Source organism: Bradyrhizobium denitrificans, assembly GCF_013179005.1.
In the GTDB taxonomy this organism is placed as follows: Bacteria; Pseudomonadota; Alphaproteobacteria; order Rhizobiales; family Xanthobacteraceae; genus Bradyrhizobium; species Bradyrhizobium denitrificans.
The window spans coordinates 1-19,478 of sequence record NZ_JABFDP010000035.1 but is presented as its reverse complement, the minus strand read 5'-3'; the positions used below and the strand labels follow the sequence as shown (position 1 = coordinate 19,478).

General features: G+C 64.0%; 16 protein-coding genes. 4 read left to right on the top strand and 12 right to left on the bottom strand.

The window, feature by feature from the left end:
- Positions 1 to 98 precede the first annotated feature (98 nt).
- The 4 genes from acpS to rpoZ all read right to left on the bottom strand — a co-directional run bounded on the left by acpS (position 99) and on the right by rpoZ (position 4,219).
- Complete coding sequence (acpS, locus tag HL671_RS31550) at positions 99 to 518, bottom strand: holo-ACP synthase (RefSeq protein ID WP_012044700.1); 420 nt, start codon at positions 516 to 518, stop codon at positions 99 to 101.
- Complete coding sequence (locus HL671_RS31545) at positions 515 to 1,288, bottom strand: pyridoxine 5'-phosphate synthase (RefSeq protein WP_172241932.1); 774 nt, start codon at positions 1,286 to 1,288, stop codon at positions 515 to 517. The genes acpS and HL671_RS31545 overlap by 4 nt, the downstream gene beginning before the upstream one ends.
- Before the next feature lie 81 nt (positions 1,289 to 1,369).
- On the bottom strand, positions 1,370 to 3,664 hold the full coding sequence (locus HL671_RS31540) for a RelA/SpoT family protein (protein WP_172241929.1): 2,295 nt from the start codon (positions 3,662 to 3,664) through the stop codon (positions 1,370 to 1,372).
- Between the two features lie 162 nt (positions 3,665 to 3,826).
- Complete coding sequence (rpoZ, locus tag HL671_RS31535; RefSeq protein WP_006612728.1) at positions 3,827 to 4,219, bottom strand: DNA-directed RNA polymerase subunit omega; 393 nt, start codon at positions 4,217 to 4,219, stop codon at positions 3,827 to 3,829.
- A gap of 354 nt (positions 4,220 to 4,573) precedes the next feature.
- On the opposite strand from rpoZ, the gene HL671_RS31530 reads away from it, so the two are divergent.
- Together HL671_RS31530 and HL671_RS31525 are read left to right on the top strand one after the other, a co-directional pair.
- On the top strand, positions 4,574 to 5,227 hold the full coding sequence (locus HL671_RS31530) for a LabA-like NYN domain-containing protein (protein ID WP_012044703.1): 654 nt from the start codon (positions 4,574 to 4,576) through the stop codon (positions 5,225 to 5,227).
- Entirely contained in the window at positions 5,208 to 5,897 is a 690-nt protein-coding gene (locus HL671_RS31525) for a uracil-DNA glycosylase (protein ID WP_012044704.1), read from the top strand. The genes HL671_RS31530 and HL671_RS31525 overlap by 20 nt, the downstream gene beginning before the upstream one ends.
- Before the next feature lie 143 nt (positions 5,898 to 6,040).
- Here the strand turns inward: HL671_RS31525 and HL671_RS31520 are convergent, their stop codons facing one another.
- The 4 genes from HL671_RS31520 to dapA all read right to left on the bottom strand — a co-directional run bounded on the left by HL671_RS31520 (position 6,041) and on the right by dapA (position 8,524).
- Positions 6,041 to 6,625: a peroxiredoxin gene (locus tag HL671_RS31520; RefSeq protein WP_172241926.1), complete on the bottom strand. Its 585-nt coding sequence runs from the start codon at positions 6,623 to 6,625 to the stop codon at positions 6,041 to 6,043.
- 62 nt (positions 6,626 to 6,687) lie between these two features.
- The gene (gene smpB, locus HL671_RS31515; protein ID WP_012044706.1) at positions 6,688 to 7,161 is read right to left on the bottom strand and encodes an SsrA-binding protein SmpB; all 474 of its coding nucleotides are present in this window, start codon (positions 7,159 to 7,161) and stop codon (positions 6,688 to 6,690) included.
- 1 nt (position 7,162) lies between these two features.
- Positions 7,163 to 7,579 (bottom strand): large conductance mechanosensitive channel protein MscL, encoded by a 417-nt coding sequence (mscL, locus tag HL671_RS31510; RefSeq protein WP_012044707.1) that lies wholly within the window; start codon positions 7,577 to 7,579, stop codon positions 7,163 to 7,165.
- Positions 7,580 to 7,633: 54 nt separating this feature from the next.
- Positions 7,634 to 8,524: a 4-hydroxy-tetrahydrodipicolinate synthase gene (dapA, locus tag HL671_RS31505; protein ID WP_172241923.1), complete on the bottom strand. Its 891-nt coding sequence runs from the start codon at positions 8,522 to 8,524 to the stop codon at positions 7,634 to 7,636.
- Positions 8,525 to 8,892: 368 nt separating this feature from the next.
- Between dapA and HL671_RS31500 the strand changes: the two genes are divergently transcribed.
- Complete coding sequence (locus HL671_RS31500) at positions 8,893 to 11,199, top strand: lytic transglycosylase domain-containing protein (RefSeq protein ID WP_012044709.1); 2,307 nt, start codon at positions 8,893 to 8,895, stop codon at positions 11,197 to 11,199.
- Positions 11,200 to 11,298: 99 nt separating this feature from the next.
- Here the strand turns inward: HL671_RS31500 and HL671_RS31495 are convergent, their stop codons facing one another.
- Both HL671_RS31495 and HL671_RS31490 read right to left on the bottom strand, forming a co-directional pair.
- Entirely contained in the window at positions 11,299 to 12,864 is a 1,566-nt protein-coding gene (locus HL671_RS31495; protein WP_012044710.1) for a porin, read from the bottom strand.
- 721 nt (positions 12,865 to 13,585) lie between these two features.
- Positions 13,586 to 15,145, bottom strand: a complete 1,560-nt coding sequence (locus tag HL671_RS31490) for a porin (RefSeq protein WP_012044711.1) — start codon at positions 15,143 to 15,145, stop codon at positions 13,586 to 13,588.
- A 441-nt stretch (positions 15,146 to 15,586) separates the two neighbouring features.
- On the opposite strand from HL671_RS31490, the gene HL671_RS31485 reads away from it, so the two are divergent.
- On the top strand, positions 15,587 to 16,069 hold the full coding sequence (locus tag HL671_RS31485) for a MarR family winged helix-turn-helix transcriptional regulator (protein ID WP_012044712.1): 483 nt from the start codon (positions 15,587 to 15,589) through the stop codon (positions 16,067 to 16,069).
- A 116-nt stretch (positions 16,070 to 16,185) separates the two neighbouring features.
- Here HL671_RS31485 and HL671_RS31480 read toward each other — a convergent pair whose 3' ends face one another.
- Both HL671_RS31480 and HL671_RS31475 read right to left on the bottom strand, forming a co-directional pair.
- Entirely contained in the window at positions 16,186 to 17,232 is a 1,047-nt protein-coding gene (locus HL671_RS31480) for an alpha/beta hydrolase family protein (RefSeq protein ID WP_307769045.1), read from the bottom strand.
- Between the two features lie 824 nt (positions 17,233 to 18,056).
- On the bottom strand, positions 18,057 to 19,478 hold a 1,422-nt coding region (locus HL671_RS31475; protein ID WP_172241917.1), incomplete at its 5' end, for a porin.

Here is a 19,478-nt window from a genome sequence, read left to right as displayed (position 1 = left end):
GACGACTGTTCCGGCCCGCGCAATCAAGGGCCGCATCAAAACTCCATAACGTACTGGAATCGATTGCATTTTTGTTTTTCCGACAAAGCCGGGACGGCTCAGGAGGTGGCCAGGCTCACCGCCGAAATGATGACAAAGGCCTGCGCCAGCGGCCAATCGTCGGTGATCGACAGGTCGATGCGGGCGTCATGGCCCGCCGGGGTCAGCGCCTTCAGCCGCTCCGCCGCGCCGCCCGTGAGCTGCATCGTTGGCCGGCCTCCGGGCAAATTGACCACGCCCATGTCGCGCCACCACACCCCGTGCCGGATGCCGGTGCCGAGCGCCTTGGAGCAGGCCTCCTTGGCGGCGAATCGCTTGGCATAGGTGGCGACCACCATCTTCTCGTTCTTGGCACGCCGCTCGGCCTTGGCGCGCTCGGCCTCGGTGAAGATACGGTTCAAGAACCGATCGCCATGGCGCTCGATGACCTCGGCCACGCGGCGGATGTCGATGAGGTCGGAGCCGATGCCGATGATCATGCCGCCCGGCTCCGGCCGCGATCCATCGCCACGCGCATGGACCGCACCGATTGGGGCAAGCCGACGAACAGCGCCTCCCCCATCATGAAGTAACCGATGTTGAGCTCGACGATTTCCGGCAAAGCCGCGATCTGCTCGGCGGTCGTATAATCGAGCCCGTGGCCGGCATGGACCTCGAGGCCGGCGGAATAGGCCAACCGGGCGCCGGCGACGATTCGCTCCCATTCGGTGGCAGCCTTGTCGTGATGGCCGTCGGCGATGGCATCACACCAGCCGCCGGTGTGGATCTCGATCACCGGCGCGCGCAGGCGCGCTGCCATCTCGATCTGCGCAGGATCGGCGGCGATGAACAGCGAGACACGGATGCCGGCATCGTTCAGCCGGGCGATCGCGGGCGCCAGGGCATTGTGCTGGCCGACCACGTCGAGGCCTCCCTCGGTGGTCAGCTCCTCGCGCCGCTCCGGCACCAGGCAGCAGGCATGCGGGCGGGTTGCAAGCGCGATCCGCACCATCTCGTCGGTCGCGGCCATCTCGAAATTCAGCGGCTTGGCGATTTCCGCTTTCAGGCGCGCCATGTCGTCGTCGCGGATATGCCGCCGATCCTCGCGCAAATGGGCGGTGATGCCGTCAGCACCGGCCTCGATGGCCAGCAGCGCGGCGCGCACCGGATCCGGACTGCTGCCGCCGCGGGCATTTCGCAACGTCGCCACGTGGTCGACATTGACGCCGAGGCGCAGCTTCGGAGGATGTGGCTTCGCAGGATCTGACATGGACCGGCTCGCAGAACTCTCGGTAGGAATACGGCTTGTTTAGCGCATCACGAGCCAGAACGCCGCCACCAAACCCGCAGATTAGCCATTCACGCGGTCGACCCTGGCGACGATGGTTTTCGCGCGGAGCTGGTTGATGATCGCCGAGAGATGCTTGAGGTCGTAGACTTCGAGATCGATCGTCAGCTCGGTGAAATCGGGCGAGCGGCGGCTCATGCTGATATTGTCGATATTGCCGTCATGCTCGGCGATCACGGTCGCGACCTGGGCGAGGCTGCCGGGCTCGTTGACGTTCTCCACCCGGATCCGCGCCGGGAAGCGTTGCGGGGTGGTCTCGTCGACATCCCAGCGCACGTCGAGCCAGCGCTCCGGCTCCTCCTCGAAATCCTTCAGGGCCGGCGACTGGATCGGATAGATCGTGATCCCCTCGCCCGGCGTCACGATGCCGACGATGCGGTCGCCGGGAACGGCGCCGCCATTGGGCGCGAACTTCACCGGCAGGCCTGAATTGAGGCCACTGATCGGGATCGCGAAAGCCCCGCGCGCGGGCTCGGCCGTCGGCGCCGCAGCAGCCTTGGCAGCCGCAGCGGCTGTCTTCTTGCTGCCATAGCGCACGATCCGCTCTTCCTTATAGTCGGGATACATCGCGCGGGCGACGTCGGAGGCCTTGATCTCGCCGCGGCCGACCGCCGCCATCACGTCCTCGATCGAGGCCCGCGCGAGGCGCGGCAAGGCGCCCTTGAGCTTGTCATCGGCATAATCGAGCTTGGTGCGCTCGAACAGGCGTTCGACGATGCGCCGGCCAAGCCCGGCATATTGATCGCGCACCGCCGTGCGGGTGGCGCGGCGGATCGCAGCTCGCGCCTTGCCGGTGACCGCGAGCGTCTCCCAGGCCGAAGGCGGCGCGGATTGAGCATCCGATGTCAGCACCTCCACCTCGTCGCCGTTCTGCAATTCCGACGAGAGTGCGGCGAACTTGCCATTGATCTTGCAGCCGACGGCGCTGTTGCCGACATCGGTATGCACGGCATAGGCGAAGTCGATCACATTTGCGTGGCGCGGCAGCGCGATCAACTTCCCCTTCGGCGTGAAGCAGAACACCTGGTCGTGGAAGAGTTCGAGCTTGGTATGCTCGAGAAACTCCTCGGGGTTGGCGCTCTCCGACAGGATTCCGATGGTGTGACGGAGCCAAGCGAACGCATTCGATTCGCGCTTGAGCAGCTCGGTGGGCGAGCCGATATCGTCCTTGTAGAAGGCGTGAGCGGCGATCCCGAGCTCGGCGATCTGGTCCATCTCCTCGGTGCGGATCTGGAGCTCGACGCGCTGCTTACCGGGTCCGATCACAGTCGTGTGTATCGAGCGATAATCGTTCTGCTTGGGCGTCGAGATGTAATCCTTGAAGCGCCCTGGGACGACCGGCCATGTCGTGTGCACGATGCCGAGCGCACGATAGCAGGACTCGAGGTCCGGCATGATGACCCGGAAGCCGAAGATGTCCGACAGCTGCTCAAAGCCGATGGATTTGCGCTCCATCTTGGTCCAGATCGAGAATGGCCGCTTGCGACGACCAAAAACCCGCGCCGTCAGGCCGTGATCGCGAAACTTCCGCGCGAGCTGGCTTTCGATCTCGCCGATCAGGTTCCGGTTGCGCTCCGCGAGCGCGTCGAGCCGCTGCATGACGACGTCATACGCCTGCGGGTCGAGCGTCCGGAACGAGAGATCCTCGAGTTCCTCGCGCATCTCCTGCATGCCCATGCGCCCGGCGAGCGGCGCATAGATGTCGAGCGTCTCCTCGGCGATGCGCCGCCGCGAGGCTTCCGGCACGAATTCCAGCGTGCGCATGTTGTGCAAACGATCGGCAAGCTTGACGAGCAGCACACGCACGTCGTCGGCGATCGCCAGCAGCAGCTTGCGCAGGTTCTCGGCCTGCTTGGCCTCGCGCGAGACGAGCTCGAGCCGCTTCAGCTTGGTCAGACCTTCGACCAGCGCGCCGATCTCGGGCCCGAACAGGCGATCGATCTCGGCGCGGGTGGCCTCGGTGTCCTCGATCGTATCGTGAAGCAGCGCAGCCACGATGGTGGCGTCATCGAGCTTGAGGTCGGTCAGAATGGCCGCGACTTCGAGCGGATGGGTGAAATACGGATCGCCCGAGGCCCGGGTCTGCGAGCCGTGCGCCTTCATCGCATAGACATAGGCGCGGTTGAGCAGATCCTCGTTAGTATCGGGATTGTAGGAGCGGACCCGTTCGACGAGGTCATACTGCCGCATCATGCGGGAGCGCGGCTTCTGGGGCCGAGGCCGCTCAGCCGTCGGGGCCGCCACAGCTGATTCGGCTGCGGCCTGCATTTGCGGAGGCGTGTGGCGAGAGACCGCCATGAAAATTGTCTAAACCTTTACCGTCAGTGCCTGATTCGGCGACGCCGATGCCGCCCGATGCCCCTATGGTAATCACGGAATCCCGATCAAATGCAAAGGCCCGGACGCGATCCGGGCCTTCACATTCTCACAAGTTAATCCGAGAGGACGATGGCGGGATCGTCACTCGTCCTCTTCCGGCTGCTCTTCCGGCGGGGCGAGGCCCTCGAGCCCCTTGAGGAGCTCTTCCTCGGTCATCCGCTCGACCGCGACCTCGGTGTCGTCGGCATCGACGCTGGCGCCGGCCGAACCGATCAGCGGCACCGTATCGGGCTCCGGCTCATCGACTTCGACAAACTTCTGCAGCGAATGCACCAGCTCTTCCTTCAAGTCTTCGGGAGAAATGGTAGAATCCGCAATCTCCCGGAGTGCCACAACGGGATTCTTGTCGTTATCTCTGTCAATTGTAAGTTGTGAGCCCGACGAGATCATACGGGCGCGATGCGCGGCCAGGAGGACCAGGTCGAACCGATTGTCCACTTTATCAATACAATCTTCAACGGTGACGCGCGCCATTGATTGTCGCTCCGGTCGTTTGTGTGCTTAATATGCTGATTATGCTGGGCTAGTTATAGAGCCTGACGGGTTTTCGCAAGGCCAATCTGGTGGTCAGGCTTCGGTAAGGGGCAAGGAGTAAGGATTCCGCAACCTTGGCTGGCAGTCCGCCCGGATCTGCCTCGTGCGCACTTTGGACAAGAAAACGCTTCATTGCGTCGTCATTAGTGCGCCTTTGTTGCCCATATCACTCCAGTTTGCGGTAGCCTCACACCAGACGGGCGGCTTCGACGCCTTGGCAGTATCTTGAGATGGAATGCGCGGCCGGCCTGAGTCGCGCCAAAAAACAGAAGCTAACTCAACGCGAGACACTGAATGTCATCTTCGACCAACAAGATTGCGCTCTTCATTGACGGCGCCAACCTATACGCCACGGCCAAGACGCTCGGATTCGATATCGACTACAAGCGCCTCCTCAAGGAATTCCAGAGCCGCGGCACCCTGCTGCGCGCGTTCTATTACACGGCGATCATCGAAGATCAGGAGTACTCGTCGATTCGGCCTCTGATCGACTGGCTCGACTACAACGGGTACACGGTGGTCACCAAGGCCACCAAGGAATTCATCGACGCCAGCGGCCGGCGCAAGGTGAAGGGCAATATGGACATCGAGCTCGCCGTCGATGCCATGGAACTCGCCGAGCACATCGACCAGATGGTGCTGTTTTCCGGTGACGGCGACTTCCGCTCCCTGGTCGAGGCGATGCAGCGGCGCGGCGTTCGCGTCACCGTGATCTCCACCATTTCGAGCCAGCCGCCGATGATCGCCGACGAGCTGCGCCGCCAAGCCGATGTGTTCACCGATCTCGTCGAGCTGCAATCCAAGCTCGGCCGCGATCCGTCGGAACGCCCGGCGCCGCGCGAGCCGCGCCACCATTCTCCGCAGTTCCTGCAGCGCTCGACCACCCCGGCCACCCGCAGCACCACGACCACCGCCGCCACGACCCCTGATGACGACTTCGACGACTAGGCCGCGCTCCAGCGGCGGCCGGGCCGGCAGCGCCCCGCCCTCGTCAACCGATCCGCATCAAGACTGTCCGCTGTGCCCTCGCCTCGTGGAGTTCCGCGAGGCGCAGCGGGCGCGCGAGCCGTCTTGGTTCAATTCCCCCGTACCTTCGTTCGGCGCCGCCGACGGCCGCCTCCTGATCGTCGGGCTTGCGCCGGGACTGCAGGGTGCCAACCGTACCGGCCGCCCCTTCACCGGCGATTACGCCGGGGAACTGCTCTATGGAACCCTACTGCGCTACGGCTTTGCCAAAGGCCGCTTCGAAGCACGCCCCGATGACGGGCTGACGCTGGTCGATTGCCGGATTAGCAACGCCGTCCGCTGCGTCCCGCCGCAGAACAAGCCGCTGCCGGCCGAGATCAATCAGTGCCGGGCGTTTCTCGGCGCCACGATCGCAGCGATGCCGCGCCTGCGCAGCATCGTCGCGCTCGGCCGCATCTCGCACGACACGCTGCTGAAACTGCTCGGGCTGCGCGCCGCCGCCGCGCCGTTTGCTCACGGCGCCGTGCATCAGGCCGGAGCGATCAAGCTTTACGACAGCTATCACTGCTCACGCTACAACACGAATACCGGCGTGCTCACCACCGAGATGTTTCATGCCGTGTTCGCCCGCGTGAAGGCGGAGCTGGATTAGAGCCAGGTCCGGAACGGTCGAAACCGGTTTTCCGAAAAGATCAAGCGCAACGAATGATCCGATCAGCCCTCGCGCCAGATCGGCGCAGCCCACGGGCCGAGCGAGCAGCCCCTGATCCCGCGCATCTGTTGTATGCCGGCCCGTCACGCAGCGGACAGGCGGTTCGCGCGCAGCCAGGCCAGCACGTCGGCGGAATTCCGGTCCGGCGGAAAGACCGGATAGAAGACGTGGGTAATGCGCGCATCGTCAACGATCATCGCCAGCCGCTTGATCAAGGTCAGGCCGGCAATTTCCATGGTCGGCAATCGCAGCGCGCCGGTCAGTTCGAGCTTCTCGTCCGACAGCACGGCAAACGGCAAATGCAGCCGTGAGGCCATCTCGGTCTGATAGGCATTGCTCTGCGTCGATAGCCCGAACACATGCGCGGCCCCTGCGGCCTTCAGTTCCCCGAACAGGTCGCGGAAGCTGCAGGCCTGCGGCGTGCAGCCGCGGGCGCCCGGGATCATGTCCCAGTCTTCGACCAGGGAGGCCTTGCCGGGCTCGCCGGTCCGAGGATAGGCGAACACGACGGTGCGCCCCTTCAGGGCCGACAGATCCACGACGGTGTCGTCGGTGGCCCGCAGCCCGATGGCGGGCATGATCATCCCGACCAGATGATCAGCCGCACCGTCATCGGTCGGTGCCGGAATCTTGCTCCAGTCGACGTCGAGCAGGTTCTTCTGAGTCATCGGTCATGTCCCAGCATGGTTTTGCCGCTTGCGCTGGCACGGACGACCGCGCCATCGCCTGGTCAGCCGCGCGCCCGCAGCAGCCGCCCCTTCTCGCGGCCCCAATCGCGCTTCTTCTCGCTCTCGCGCTTGTCGTGCAGCTTCTTGCCCTTGGCGACCGCGAGCAAGAGCTTGGCGCGGCCGCGCTCGTTGAAATAGAGCTTGAGCGGAATGAGCGTCATGCCCTCGCGCTCGACCGCGCCCATCAGCTTGTTGATCTGCTTGCGATGGAGCAGCAGCTTGCGCGGCCGCTTCGGCTCGTGATTGAAGCGGTTGGCCTGCAGATATTCGGGAATGTTGGCGTTGATCAGCCAGATCTCGCCGTCGCGGGAATCCGCATAGGATTCCGCGATCGTCGACTTGCCGCTGCGGATCGACTTCACCTCGGTGCCGGTCAGCGCGATGCCGGCCTCGATCGTGTCCTCGATCGCATAGTTGAACCGCGCCTTGCGGTTCTCGGCAGCGACCGTGATCTTGGGCTCTTTCTTGTCTGCCACGTCAGGCTTTCTTCAGGAGATCCCTGATTTCGGTCAAAAGCTCCACCTCGCGCGAGGGCTTCGGCGCCGCCGCAGGCTGGGTCTCCTGCAACCGCTTCAGCCTGTTCATCCCACGAATGATCAGGAACAGCACAAAGGCGATGATGAAGAAGTTCAAGGTCAGTGTCAGGAACTGTCCATAGGCCAGCACAGCGCCCTGCTTCTTGGCATCGGCGAGATTGCCGGCCGTGACCGACTTGGACAGCGGGATGAAGTAGTTCGAGAAATCGAGGCCGCCGGTGATCGCGCCGATGATCGGCATGATGACGTCGCTAACCAGCGAGGTGACGATGGCACCGAAGGCCGCGCCAATGATGACGCCGACCGCGAGGTCGACGACGTTGCCCTTCATCGCGAATTCGCGGAATTCCTTCAGCATGCTCTCATCCCCCTTGAAGCGTTGCGAGAAAATTCCCGGCCGGGCCGCCCCGTCTCAGTTGATCAGCCCGGCATGGACCATGGCCTCGCGTACGGCGATCCGCGTCGGCTCGGAGACCGGCACCATCGGCAAACGCAGCCGCTCCTCCAGCTTGCCGAGCAGCGACAGCGCGTATTTCACCGGACCCGGATTGGACTCGATGAACAGGTTGGTGTGCAGCGGCATCAGCTTGTCGTGGATCTTCAGCGCGGTGGCGACATCGCCCTTCTGCCAGGCGGCATGGAATTCCGCGCACAGCCGCGGCGCGACGTTCGAGGTCACCGAGATGCAGCCATGGCCGCCATGGGCCATGTAGCCGATGATGGTGGCGTCCTCGCCCGACAGCTGGTTGAAATCCTCGCCCAGCGCCGCGCGCTGCTGCGACACCCGCACCATGCTGGCCGTGGCGTCCTTCACGCCGGCGATGTTCTTCAGCTCGAACAGCCGCTTCATGGTGTCGACCGACATGTCGATCACCGAGCGCGGCGGAATGTTGTAGATGATGATCGGAATGCCGATTGCGTCGTTGATCGCCTTGAAGTGCTGATACAGGCCTTCCTGCGTCGGCTTGTTGTAATAGGGCGTCACCACCAGCACCGCGTCGGCGCCGGCCTTCTCGGCGTGCTCCGCGAGTTCGACGGCTTCCCTGGTCGAGTTCGATCCGGCCCCCGCGATCACCGGCACGCGGCCCTTGGCCTCGGCGATGCACCACTCGACCACCTGCTTGTGCTCGTCATGGCTGAGTGTCGGGCTCTCGCCCGTGGTGCCGACCGGCACCAGGCCGTTGGTGCCCTCGTCGATCTGCCAGTTCACCAGGCTGCGGAACGCGGCCTCGTCGACGGCCCCGTTTTTGAAAGGAGTGACCAAGGCGGTGAAAGAGCCCCGGAAATTCGTCTTGGCTGCCATGAAACTCCCTCCCAACGCGTGTTGGCCCCTGTACGAAACGCCCTACATAACGGGTCCGGACACGGGGCGGAAGGCCCGCCGGCCCCGGAGCTGCCTTCTCAACAGGCACACCAATCGTTCGAATCACCCATGGACCGACCTTGAGGCCAGAGCTTCGGTCCCTGCAAGCCAGATACGAGACGTGCCGGTTGTCGGGGGGTCAAGAACCTCGACACCTGGGTCGGGGTCGCCGCATGCCGCCCTCCGGTCGTGATTTTGCCGCGGTGTTGGCGCAGGTTGCCGGGCCTCCCGGTACATTTAGGATTTGTTCACCTTTTCGATAGACCACGTTCGTCAGGGATCGAAGTTATCCGCCGCAAAGGAACGCCGTGCCCCTCTCTGCCCGCGCCGCCGCATTGCGCTCGACCGCCCTGTCGAAGTCCCTCTCGGTGTCCTTGGCCGCCGGCCTGACGCTCGCATGGGGGCTCGCCGGAGACATCGCTCTCGCCAAGGACAAGGTTCCGCTGCCCAAGGCGCGCCCGATCGCCCGCAGCGTGGTTCCCGGTACCGCCGCCAAAGAGGGCGCGGAGTCCAAGGGCAAGGCCGACGCCCGGGCCGAGGCAAAACCCGACAGCAAGAGCGGCCCCAAGGGTGCGAGCGAGGCGCCGCGGGCCGCCGCGCCGCGGGACATCATGCCTGGAACCGCCGGCCTGCCGGCGCCGCGCCAGCACGCTGCCCTGCCCGCCGCCCGCAAGCCCGTCGTCCCGGCCGCCGTGGCGGCAACCTCTTCGACCTCGCAATCGGACAAGGACGCGCTCGAAAACGTCATTGAACTGGTTCGCAAGCGCAAGCCCGACGATGCCACCCAGGTCGCGCAGGCGATCTCGGATCCCGTGGCGCGCAAGCTGGCCGAATGGGTGATCCTGCGCAGCGACAACAACAATGCCACCGTCGAGCGCTATCGCGCCTTCATCACGGCGAATCCGAGCTGGCCGTCCCAGAGCTTCCTGCGCCGCCGCCTGGAGGCTGCGCTGTGGGACGACAAGCGCGACGACGCCGTGGTGTGGTCCTGGTTCGAGAACGAGTCGCCGCTATCGGCCAAGGGCCGGTTCGCGCTGGCCCGCGTCATGCTCAACCGGGGGGATCGCGCCAATGCCGAGCGCCTGGTGCGCGAAGCCTGGCGCAACGATGCCATGTCGGAGGAGACGGAGAACAACATCCTCGACCAGTTTGGCCCGCTGATCTCCGGCGGCGACCACAAGGCGCGGATGGACACTCTACTGTATGGCAGCGAGCACGAGGCCGCGTTGCGTGCGGCCCGGCGCCTCGGCGCCGGCCATGTCGCCCTGGCCAAAGCGCGGATCGCGACCTACCGCAAGGCGCCCAACAGCCGCGCTCTGCTCGATGCGGTGCCGCACGAGCTGCACGGCGACGCCGGCTACATTTTCAGCCGGATCCAGCTGCTGCGACGCGACGAGAAGTTTGCCGAGGCGGCACAACTGATGCTGAACGCGCCGAAGGATCCGGGACGCCTGCACAATCTCGACGAATGGTGGATCGAGCGACGGCTGCTGTCGCGCAAGATGATCGACACCGGCGAGTACCGCAGCGCCTATCTGATCGCCCGTGATGCCGCACTGCCCAACCGCGACATCTACAAGACCGAGCAGGAATTCACCGCCGGCTGGATCGCGCTGCGCTTCCTCAACGATCCCGCGACCGCGGCCCAGCATTTTGCCCGGATCGGCGTCGGCAGCGTCAATCCGACCACCCTGGCCCGGGCCGGATATTGGCAGGGCCGTGCGGCGGAAGCGATGGGGCGCATGCAGGAGGCGCGCGCGGCCTACACGGCGGCCGCCGAGCAATCGACCAGTTATTATGGACAGCTCGCCCGGGCCAAGCTGGGGCTGCCGCAGCTCGGGCTCAACGCCGCGCCGAGCGGCCGCGGACGCGGCGTCGAGCGGCTGGAAGTGGTGCGTGCCGCGCAGCTGCTCTACGAGCTCGACGAGGGCGAGGTCGCGATCCCGATGTTCGCCGACATGGGGGACAATGGCGATCCGGACGTGCTGGTCGGCCTCGCCGAGATCGCGGGACGGAACAGCGACGCGCGGGCGATGCTGCTGGTCGGCAAGGCGGCGCTGAATCGCGGACTGCCGTTCGATCACTACGCGTATCCCGTGACCGGCATCCCGCCGTTCCGCTCGATCGGACCGGAGGTCGAGCAGAGCGTGATCTTCTCGATCGCGCGCCAGGAAAGCGCCTTCAACCAGGCCGTGGTCTCGCCCGCGCAGGCCTATGGCCTGATGCAGGTGACGCCAGATGCTGGCCGCTATGTCTGCAAGCGCGCTGGCGTCAGCTTTGATCTGAACCGGATGAAGACCGATCCGGTCTACAACGCCGCCCTCGGCGCCGCCGAGCTGGGCGGGCTGCTCGAGGACTATCGCGGTTCGTACATCATGACGTTTGCGGCCTACAATGCCGGCCGCGGCAGCGTGAAGAAATGGGTCGAGCGCTACGGCGACCCGCGCGATCCGAAGGTCGACGCGGTCGACTGGGTCGAGCTGATCCCATTCGCGGAGACCCGCAACTACGTGCAGCGCGTCATGGAGAATCTGCAGGTCTATCGCGCCCGTTTCGGCGGCGGCTCGCGGCTGCAGATCGAGGCCGATCTGCGTCGCGGTGCCGTGGTCGAGTAGCGAGTAGCGAGTAGCGAGTAGCGAGTAGCGAGTAGCGAGACAAGCCTTGTCCGGCCTGTCAACGCCATTCGCTACTCCCTATTTACCACTCGCAGTTCGTTACCAGTTGCGCTGGGCGCGGAGCAGCAGCGAGACCGAATCCTGGTCCTTGAGCTGATAGGTCGTCGCCGGCTTGGCGACGACCGCCGCGGCCGGCGCGTTCGCCACGCCGTTGAACTTCTGATCCAGGCGGGTCCACGCCACGTCGGCCGAGAAGGTCAGGTTCTTGACCGGGGTCCAGCGGGTGATCACGCCGAGCGTCGAGATGTTGAAGTCCGGATTGCAGTTCGCACCGGTGATGCCGAGCGCAACCATGCCGGCGCCGTTGCAGATCAATCCCTTGGCCGTGTTGTTGTACCTGACCGCGCTCCAGGAACCGTAGACGGCGGTGTTCCAGAACGGATCCCAATTATGGGTGAACGCGCCGCGGAAGCCATAGGTCGTCGTCAGCTGCTGCTGGGTGCCCGTCGCGAAGACGGAATCAGACACACCGGCAAAGCCGAGGCTCTGATAGGCACCCGCCATGTTGCTGGCGCCGTACATGGCGTAGTTGATCGGCGCAAGACTCTGGAAATTGTAGCGGCTGGCGCCGTTGGTGTAGACGCCCTGCACATTGAGGGTGTCGCCAGGTCCGGTCGGGATGTTCTTGATTGACAGCGCGAGCTGGCCGGCATAGCCCCATTTGTCGGCGGGATGGCCGGTGACCTCGGTCGCGCCGTTGAAGCCGGCGTGATTGTCGTGAGCGGCGAAAGAGGCCTGGAACAGGCCCCAGGCCTGGTCGACGCGCACCATGCCGACGATGTCGGGCGCGACATTGCCGCCGAAGTTCGACGTGCCATAGGCGCCGGTGATGACGCCGGCTGCGGTTTGCCCGGTCGTGTTCCAGATCTGCGACTGCCCATATTGCGTCGCATCCTGGGCCGAGATCGCGGCCGTGATGCCGGAGCCGAAATCGGCGGTGTAGGTGAACTGATTGACGCCGGTGATGCTGCCGCCGCCGCCGGTGAGACCATCGAAATTGTTACCGGGATAGTTGCTCCAGGGCGCATCGAATTGCGACACCGCCTTACCCATCGTGAAGCCGGCAAACTGGATGAAAGCGTAGAACACGCCAAGTCCACCGCCGGCGATGCCGCCATCGGACGGATTGACCGTCGTTGCGCCGGCAATCGCATTTCCGGCCGCGTTGAGGGCGATGTTGCTGCTATAGACAGTGGCACCCGTGGCCGAGCCGGTGCCGGTATAGCTGCCCGACGTCCACTGGAAGACGGCATCGAAGTAGGTGCGGACGACGCCATATTCGGTCGCGGTGCGCGTGTCGATGTTGAAGTCGGCGCGCGAGCGAGTCGTGTAGTAGTTGCTGAGGCGATTGCGCGCGCCAGCTACGCCGTTGGTGGCATTCTGAAACAGAGCGTTGGTCCCGAAGGCCGCCTCAGCACGCAGAAATCCCCCCAGCTTGATGCAGGTGTCGGTGCCCGGGATGTAGAAGAATCCCGCACCGTACATCGAACAAACCCTCACATACTCGACCGGTTTGGCCTTGATCGGAAGGTCGGCTGCATGAGCCCCACTCATGGCGAGCAAAGCCGCCCCTGAGCCCAGAACAAGGCTCTTCACAGTCTTCATAGTAACCTCCACATGACTCACGCGAGACGGCCTGGCTCAGAAGCGAACGTCCGCCCCCACGGGGTCAGCTCATCTCCAGCCGCCGTACAGTGCTTGCGCATAGCGTTACAGTGGGAACGATCGCGAGGCGCTTTTGGTGTTTTATCGGACCATTCTCGTGGCGGGCCGGACCATGCATGTGACGCCGATGCGGCACGCACGGCTGCAGCGCACCTTCGCCTTATAGAGAGTGAGGCTGGCCGGCGGCGCCGGATCCATGTCGAGAGCACGGCAGCAATGAAGCGGAAATGTCGGCCGCAGGCGGGGCAATACTGGGGTCAGGCCTGTTGCTCAGGAGGCGCGCCGCCGTGCGGCCTGTTCTGAAGGTCTGAGGCTTCGATGCCGTCAGGACCTCGCCGTGCGGCCGCCCAATCTGCGCCGCCACGTTTCACCATGTCGCGGTTCGATGACCGATCAACCGGACGGTCCGCGCGCATGGTGGGCATGCTGGTTGCGCCGGTCAGCGGCTGAACTGCGGCGACACCACAATCGGGACAAGGCGAAACTACAATGATCCTGCAGAGCGATGCTGATCGGCCAGCCTCGAGAGCAGGCCAGGAAATTCGTCCCTTGCACGGCGAATCAGCCCGGGCCCTGCTCCGTTCGCCCAGCCCAGCGTCGGCGCAAAAGAAAACCCCCGGCAGTTGCCTGCCGGGGGTCGTAGCCTGTGATCAGAGCACTGTTACCAGTTGCGCTGAGCGCGGATCAGCAGGGTCATGCTGTTCTGATCCTTCAGCTCGTAGATGCCGGCGGGCTTGGCATTGCCAGCGCTCGCGGGGGCCGCAATCGTGCCCGAATACTTCTGGTCGAGCTGGCTGTAGGCGAAGTCGGCCGAGAAGGTGAGGTTCTTGACCGGGGTCCAGCGGGTGATCAAGCCGATCGTCGAGATATCGAAGTTCGGGTTGCAGGTTCCGACCAGACCCAGCAGAGCCGTCGCATTGGCGCAAATCGCCGCCGTGCCGACCGTGCCGTACTTCACCTGAGCGTACGATCCGTAGATCGCCGTGTTCCAGGCAGCGTTCCAGTTATGCGTGTAAGCACCACGGAAGCCCCAGGTCTTGACGCTCTCCTGCGCACCGTTGGTCACGAACACCGTGTCCGGCGCGTTGGCGAAGGCGATGCTGCCATAGGCGCCGGCAACATTGCTGCCGCCGTAGATCGAGTAGCTGACCGGAGCCAGGCTCTGCGCGTTGTAGCGCGTCGCACCATCGGTGTAGACGCCCTGGATGTTGATCGTGTCGCCGGGACCCGTCGGGATGTTCTTGATCGACAGAGCACCCTGGACCGCCCAGCCCCACTTGTCGGCAGGCGCGCCGCTGGTCTCGCTGGCACCGTAGTAGCCGACGTGGTTGTCATGCGCCGCAACCGACAACTGGAACAGACCCCAGGCTTGATCGATACGCAGCTGGCCGACGAGGTTCGGCGAGCGCGTACCGCCGATGGCGTTGGCGCCGTAAGCACCGCCGATCATGCCTGCACCGCTGGCGCCCGACAGGTTGAGGTTGCCAGCCTGATAGTACTGGGTCGCATCTTCGGCCGACACCGACACGGTGATGCCCTGGCCGAAGTCAGCCGTGTAGGAGAATTGGTTGACACCGGTGACAGTGCCGCCGCCGCCCCACAGACCGTCGTAGTTGTTGCCCGGGTAGTTCTGCCAGGGCGCATCGAACTGCGACACGGCCTTACCCATGGTGAATCCAGCGAACTGGATGAAGGCGTAGTAGACACCGAGCGAACCGCCGGCGACGCCGCCGTCCGTCGGGTTGACGCTCGCCGCACCTGCGGTCGCAGTACCCGCGGCATTGAGGCCGATCGCGGTGCTGTAGGCCGTCGCACCGGCGGCTGAGCCGGTACCGGTGTAGCCGCCCGTGGTCCACGAGAAGGTCGCATCGAAGAAGGTGCGGACAACGCCGTACTCGGTCGCCGTGCGGGTGTCGATGTTCAGATCTTCACGAGCGCGAGCGGTGTAGTAGTTGCTGAGGCGGTTATGCGCGCCGGCGGGAGCGCCACTGGCCCAGTTGTAGAGGCTGTTGGTGCCCAGACCGGCTTCCACGCGCAGGTAGCCGCCGAGCTTGATGCAGGTGTCGGTGCCGGGGATGTAGTAGAAACCCGCACCATACAGGGAGCAAACCTTCACATACTCGACCGCTTTGGCCTTGATCGGAAGGTCGGCCGCCTGAGCCCCGGACATGGCGAGCAGGGCCGCCGCTGAGCCGAGGACAAGGCTCTTAACCGTCTTCATTTAAACCTCCAAGTTGCGCTTTTGAGAAAGAACCGGACCAGGATCCCCCAGGACGATCCGCTTCCTCCGCTCCCGAAAAACCGCTTCAGTCGCTTCGCGCCATCGGACACACCCGCATCACGCGAGGGACTTAAGCGAAACCACCTGTAACGGGACGATCGAGTAATCCCCCCACCGTCGCCAGGAACTATGCCTCCGCTCATTCGGTAAGCAAAATAGTTTATGCAGTCAGGTAATTGAATGAAGCCGAAATGTGTCCCCAGGGCAACACCAAGGCAGCTCATTGTGCGACGCAAGGGCACCTGCGCATTACCTCCTAGATTAGTGATTTTGCTGCAGATTTTTTTTCATTAGGGTCGACCGAGGAACTGGACCTCTCGAGCAATGGCGCCCTTGAAGAATATATCTGCCGCATCTGTGGAGGCGGCTGAGGAACAGCAGATGTCAGATCGTCTGCCGAAGAATCGCGACGCTGTTCTGCGTTTCGCCCGGGAGATCGCAACGATCAACGTGCATCTCGAGGAACTGAGGTACTTCTGGGCGAAGCGAATCGGCATCAGCGGTCCACAATGGATGATCCTGATGGCCATCTCGGAACTCGATCAGGGCGAAGGCGTCGCGGTCAATGCGGCAGCCAAGCGGCTCCACGTCGACCCCTCCTTCGTCACGACTCAGTCGAAGCTGCTCGAGAAAAAGGGGTTCGTGCACCGCAAGCCCGCCCCGGAGGATGCACGCGTGGTCAGGATGTCCCTGACCGCCAAGACCTCGGAGCATTTTTCCGAACTCGAAACCCACCAGGCGCAGATCTTCGGCTTCATCTTCGAGGAGTTCGACGCCTCCGAGCTTTCGACTTTCACGGACAAGCTCGCCGCGCTCAAGGAGCGCTTCGAAAAGGCGAGCGCCCGAGTTTCGCTCGGGGTCTGATCGAATCGCGGCAGCCGCGGCCGTCAGGACGAGCGTGACGGTATCGACAGCTCAACTCACAGCAACCGCTGCGCCCGGACTCGAAGCGCGTTGATCCCTTCGAGAAGCCGACCGCTTCAGCTCGGCAGCTTGGGAGCGCCCGCGAGACGCGCCGCAATCCAGTCGAATATCGCGGCATTCGACTGCGCGTCGCACACGCCGCCCTGATCGCTCGCAAAGATCTTCAGCGTGACATCAAGATGCTCGCGCTTCATCTGTGCGACCAAGCGGGTCGCAATGTCGGCGCGCAACCAGCCGCGGTCAGGCAGAGCGACCAAAAGCGGACACATGATCTGTCGCGCCACGCGACAATCGCTGGCGCTTGGGAGGCAGGCGCGCTCGTCCGGGGTCAGCCGGCGAGACAAACAGACGCGCTCGTGAATGTCCCAAAGTCCGGCATCACACACCGCGGCTGCGTAGCGCGGATCAAGCGCGATCCCGCGGGCCACGAAGGACGAACTCCAATCGTCGGCCAGGATGGCGATCCTGCCGTCATCCACGTCGTCCCGTCCGCACACATAATCCATCACGCTGCCGATCGCGGTCTCGAGATCGCGATGCCCGACGATGTCCTCGAACCGGCTGGTCGGCCCCGGCCCGAGCAGATCGACGACCAAAAGCGACAGGCCGCGCTCTGCGGCGTGTCCGGCAAGCATGAGCAGAGACTTCTCTTTACGGCGGCCGGGCTCACAGATGCAGACCACCATCGGCGCAGGCTCTGGCCGATCGGATGCCGGGAGAAAACAGGCCTCCAGCGAATAATCCGGCCGCCAGGCGATCGTGACCACCTCGCCCTGCCGAACGCCGAGACTGAGATAGTCCAACGCGCAAGTGCGAATGCCTGCGTCTACGCTTTGCGACCGCACGGGGCAGCTGCCAATCGACGACGCGGCGACCTCATAGTAGTTGACGGCGCGAAGCCACTTTCTCCGGGCCGCTTCGAGCAGCCCTGCATCCGCGAGACTGCACGCACCGCCTCGCATGACCTCGGCCGCTCGCATCCATTCTTGGTACCAGGAGTCGGCGTCATCATTGTAGATGCGCTGCACGATCGCCAGACATTCGGCGAGTTCGCTTTCCCTTTCCGACGTCGCGTCCAACAGACGCGTCAACGCGTCGGACACCTCTTCCCTCTCAGACCACGGCCCAAACGCCTTCAGAACGCCTTCCGAACCCATCGCGCACCGCTTCCTCGCCCGTGACGGCTTTTTCATCCGTCATCTGTTTGTCAGACTGTGATGATCCGCGAATTCACGGTCAAGCCACGTCATGACTCTTTTTTCCGTATGTTTCTGGAGGTTAGCAACCGGTCGCGTCACCATAGCACAGGGTCGCTGATGCCAATGCGGCTCGAGCACGCCCCCATATGGAGAGAGCTTCAACGCGAAGCGGAAGGACCGGAGCCCGCGCGGGTTCCGCCCAAATGAAGAAACCCCCGACGGGGCATCGTCGAGGGCTTCGGAGATTCAACATTGGACGGTAGCATTCGGCCGGTACACAGCTGATGTAGCGACGCTGGAAAATTATCTTATCAACTCATCTAATTTCAATACCCAATTATCGAAACCGGAAAAATTCTTATAAGGCCCTGTTGATAAACGTCTTTTATCGCTGTGCTCATTGCCCTCGGCGCGTGATCGCGGCTCGACCCGCGCTTTTCAGCGATAGAGATTGGATTCCAGATCGGCATGATGCGGCGCAAGCAGGCCCCGTCTCGCCGCACTGCGCACAGAAATCAGGCTCTCACGTCTCCATCCTCACGCGGCGGAGCGACGGGACGAAACGCGCAGCACTGCCGCCCTGCGGTCATCGCCCTGCCCGACGCCACGATCCGATCCTACCACGCGGCGGGCTGAGGCGCGTGCCCACCTTCGGAGACAAGCACCACACAAACAAAAATCCCCGGCAGTTGCCTGCCGGGGATCCTTGAACCGATCTCTCGATCAGATCAGAAGTTGCGCTGAGCGCGGAGCAGCAAGGACACCGAGTTCTGGTCCTTGAGCTGGTAGGTCGCAGCCGGCTTCGCGATGCCAGCCGAACCCGGATAGGCGATGTTGCCGGTGTACTTCTGGTCGAGGTTCGTCCAGGCAACGTCAGCCGAGAAGGTCAGGTTCTTGACCGGGGTCCAACGGGTGATCACACCCAGCGAGGAGATGTTGAAGTCGGGGTTGCAGGTGAAGCCTGCGCCCGCGATCGTCGTCATCGCCGCGCTGCCGCAGATCAGGCCCTTGGCAGTGTTGTTGTAGCTCACGGCAGCCCACGAACCGTAGATCGCCGAGTTCCAGGTCGGGCTCCAGTTGTGGGTGTAAGCGCCACGGAAGCCGTAGGTCGTGGTCAGCTGCTGCTCGCCACCGTTCACGTAGACGGAGTCGCTCAGGCCAGCGAAGGCCAGCGTGCCGTACACGCCAGGCGTGCTGCTGCCGCCGTAGATCGCGTAGGTGGTCGGAACCAGGCTCTGCGCGTTGTAGCGGCTCGCACCGTTGGTGTAGACGCCCTGGATGCTGATCGTGTCGCCGGGGCCAGTCGGGATGTTCTTGATCGACAAGGCCAGCTGAGCAGCCCAGCCCCACTTGTCGCCCGGATGACCCGAGGTCTCCGAAGCGCCGTAGTAGCCGGTGTGGTTGTCATGCGCCGCGAACGACGCCTGGAACAGACCCCAAGCCTGGTCGACACGGACCATACCGACGATGTCCGGAGCAACGTTGCCGCCGTAGCTGTTGCTGCCGTAGGCGCCGCCGATGATGCCGGCCGCGGTGATGCCCGACACGTTCCAGAGGTTGGTCTGGTAGTACTGGGTCGCATCCTGCGCCGAGATCGCCGCCGTGATGCCCGAGCCGAAATCGGCGGTGTAGGTGAACTGGTTGACACCGGTGACAGTGCCGCCGCCGCCCCACAGACCGTCGAAGTTGTTGCCCGGGTAGTTGGTCCAGGGCGCGTCGAACTGCGACACGGCCTTACCCATGGTGAAGCCAGCGAACTGGATGAAGGCATAGTACACGCCGAGCGAGCCACCGGCGATGCCGCCGTCGGTCGGGTTGACGCTGGTCGCACCAGCGGTCGCGGTACCAGCGGCGTTCAGGCCGATGGCGCTGCTGTAGGCGGTGCCGCCAGCAGCCGAACCGGTGCCGCCGTAGGTGCCCGAGGTCCAGGTGAACGTCGCATCGAAGTAGGTGCGGACCACGCCGTATTCGGTCGCGGTGCGCGTGTCGATGTTCAGGTCCTGACGAGCGCGGCTGTAGAAGTAGTTGCTCAGACGGTTGTTCGCACCGGAAACGCCGTTGACGGCGTTGTTGTACTGGCCGTTGCTGGCGAACGACGTCTCAGCACGGAGATAGCCGCCGAGCTTGATGCAGGTGTCGGTGCCGGGGAT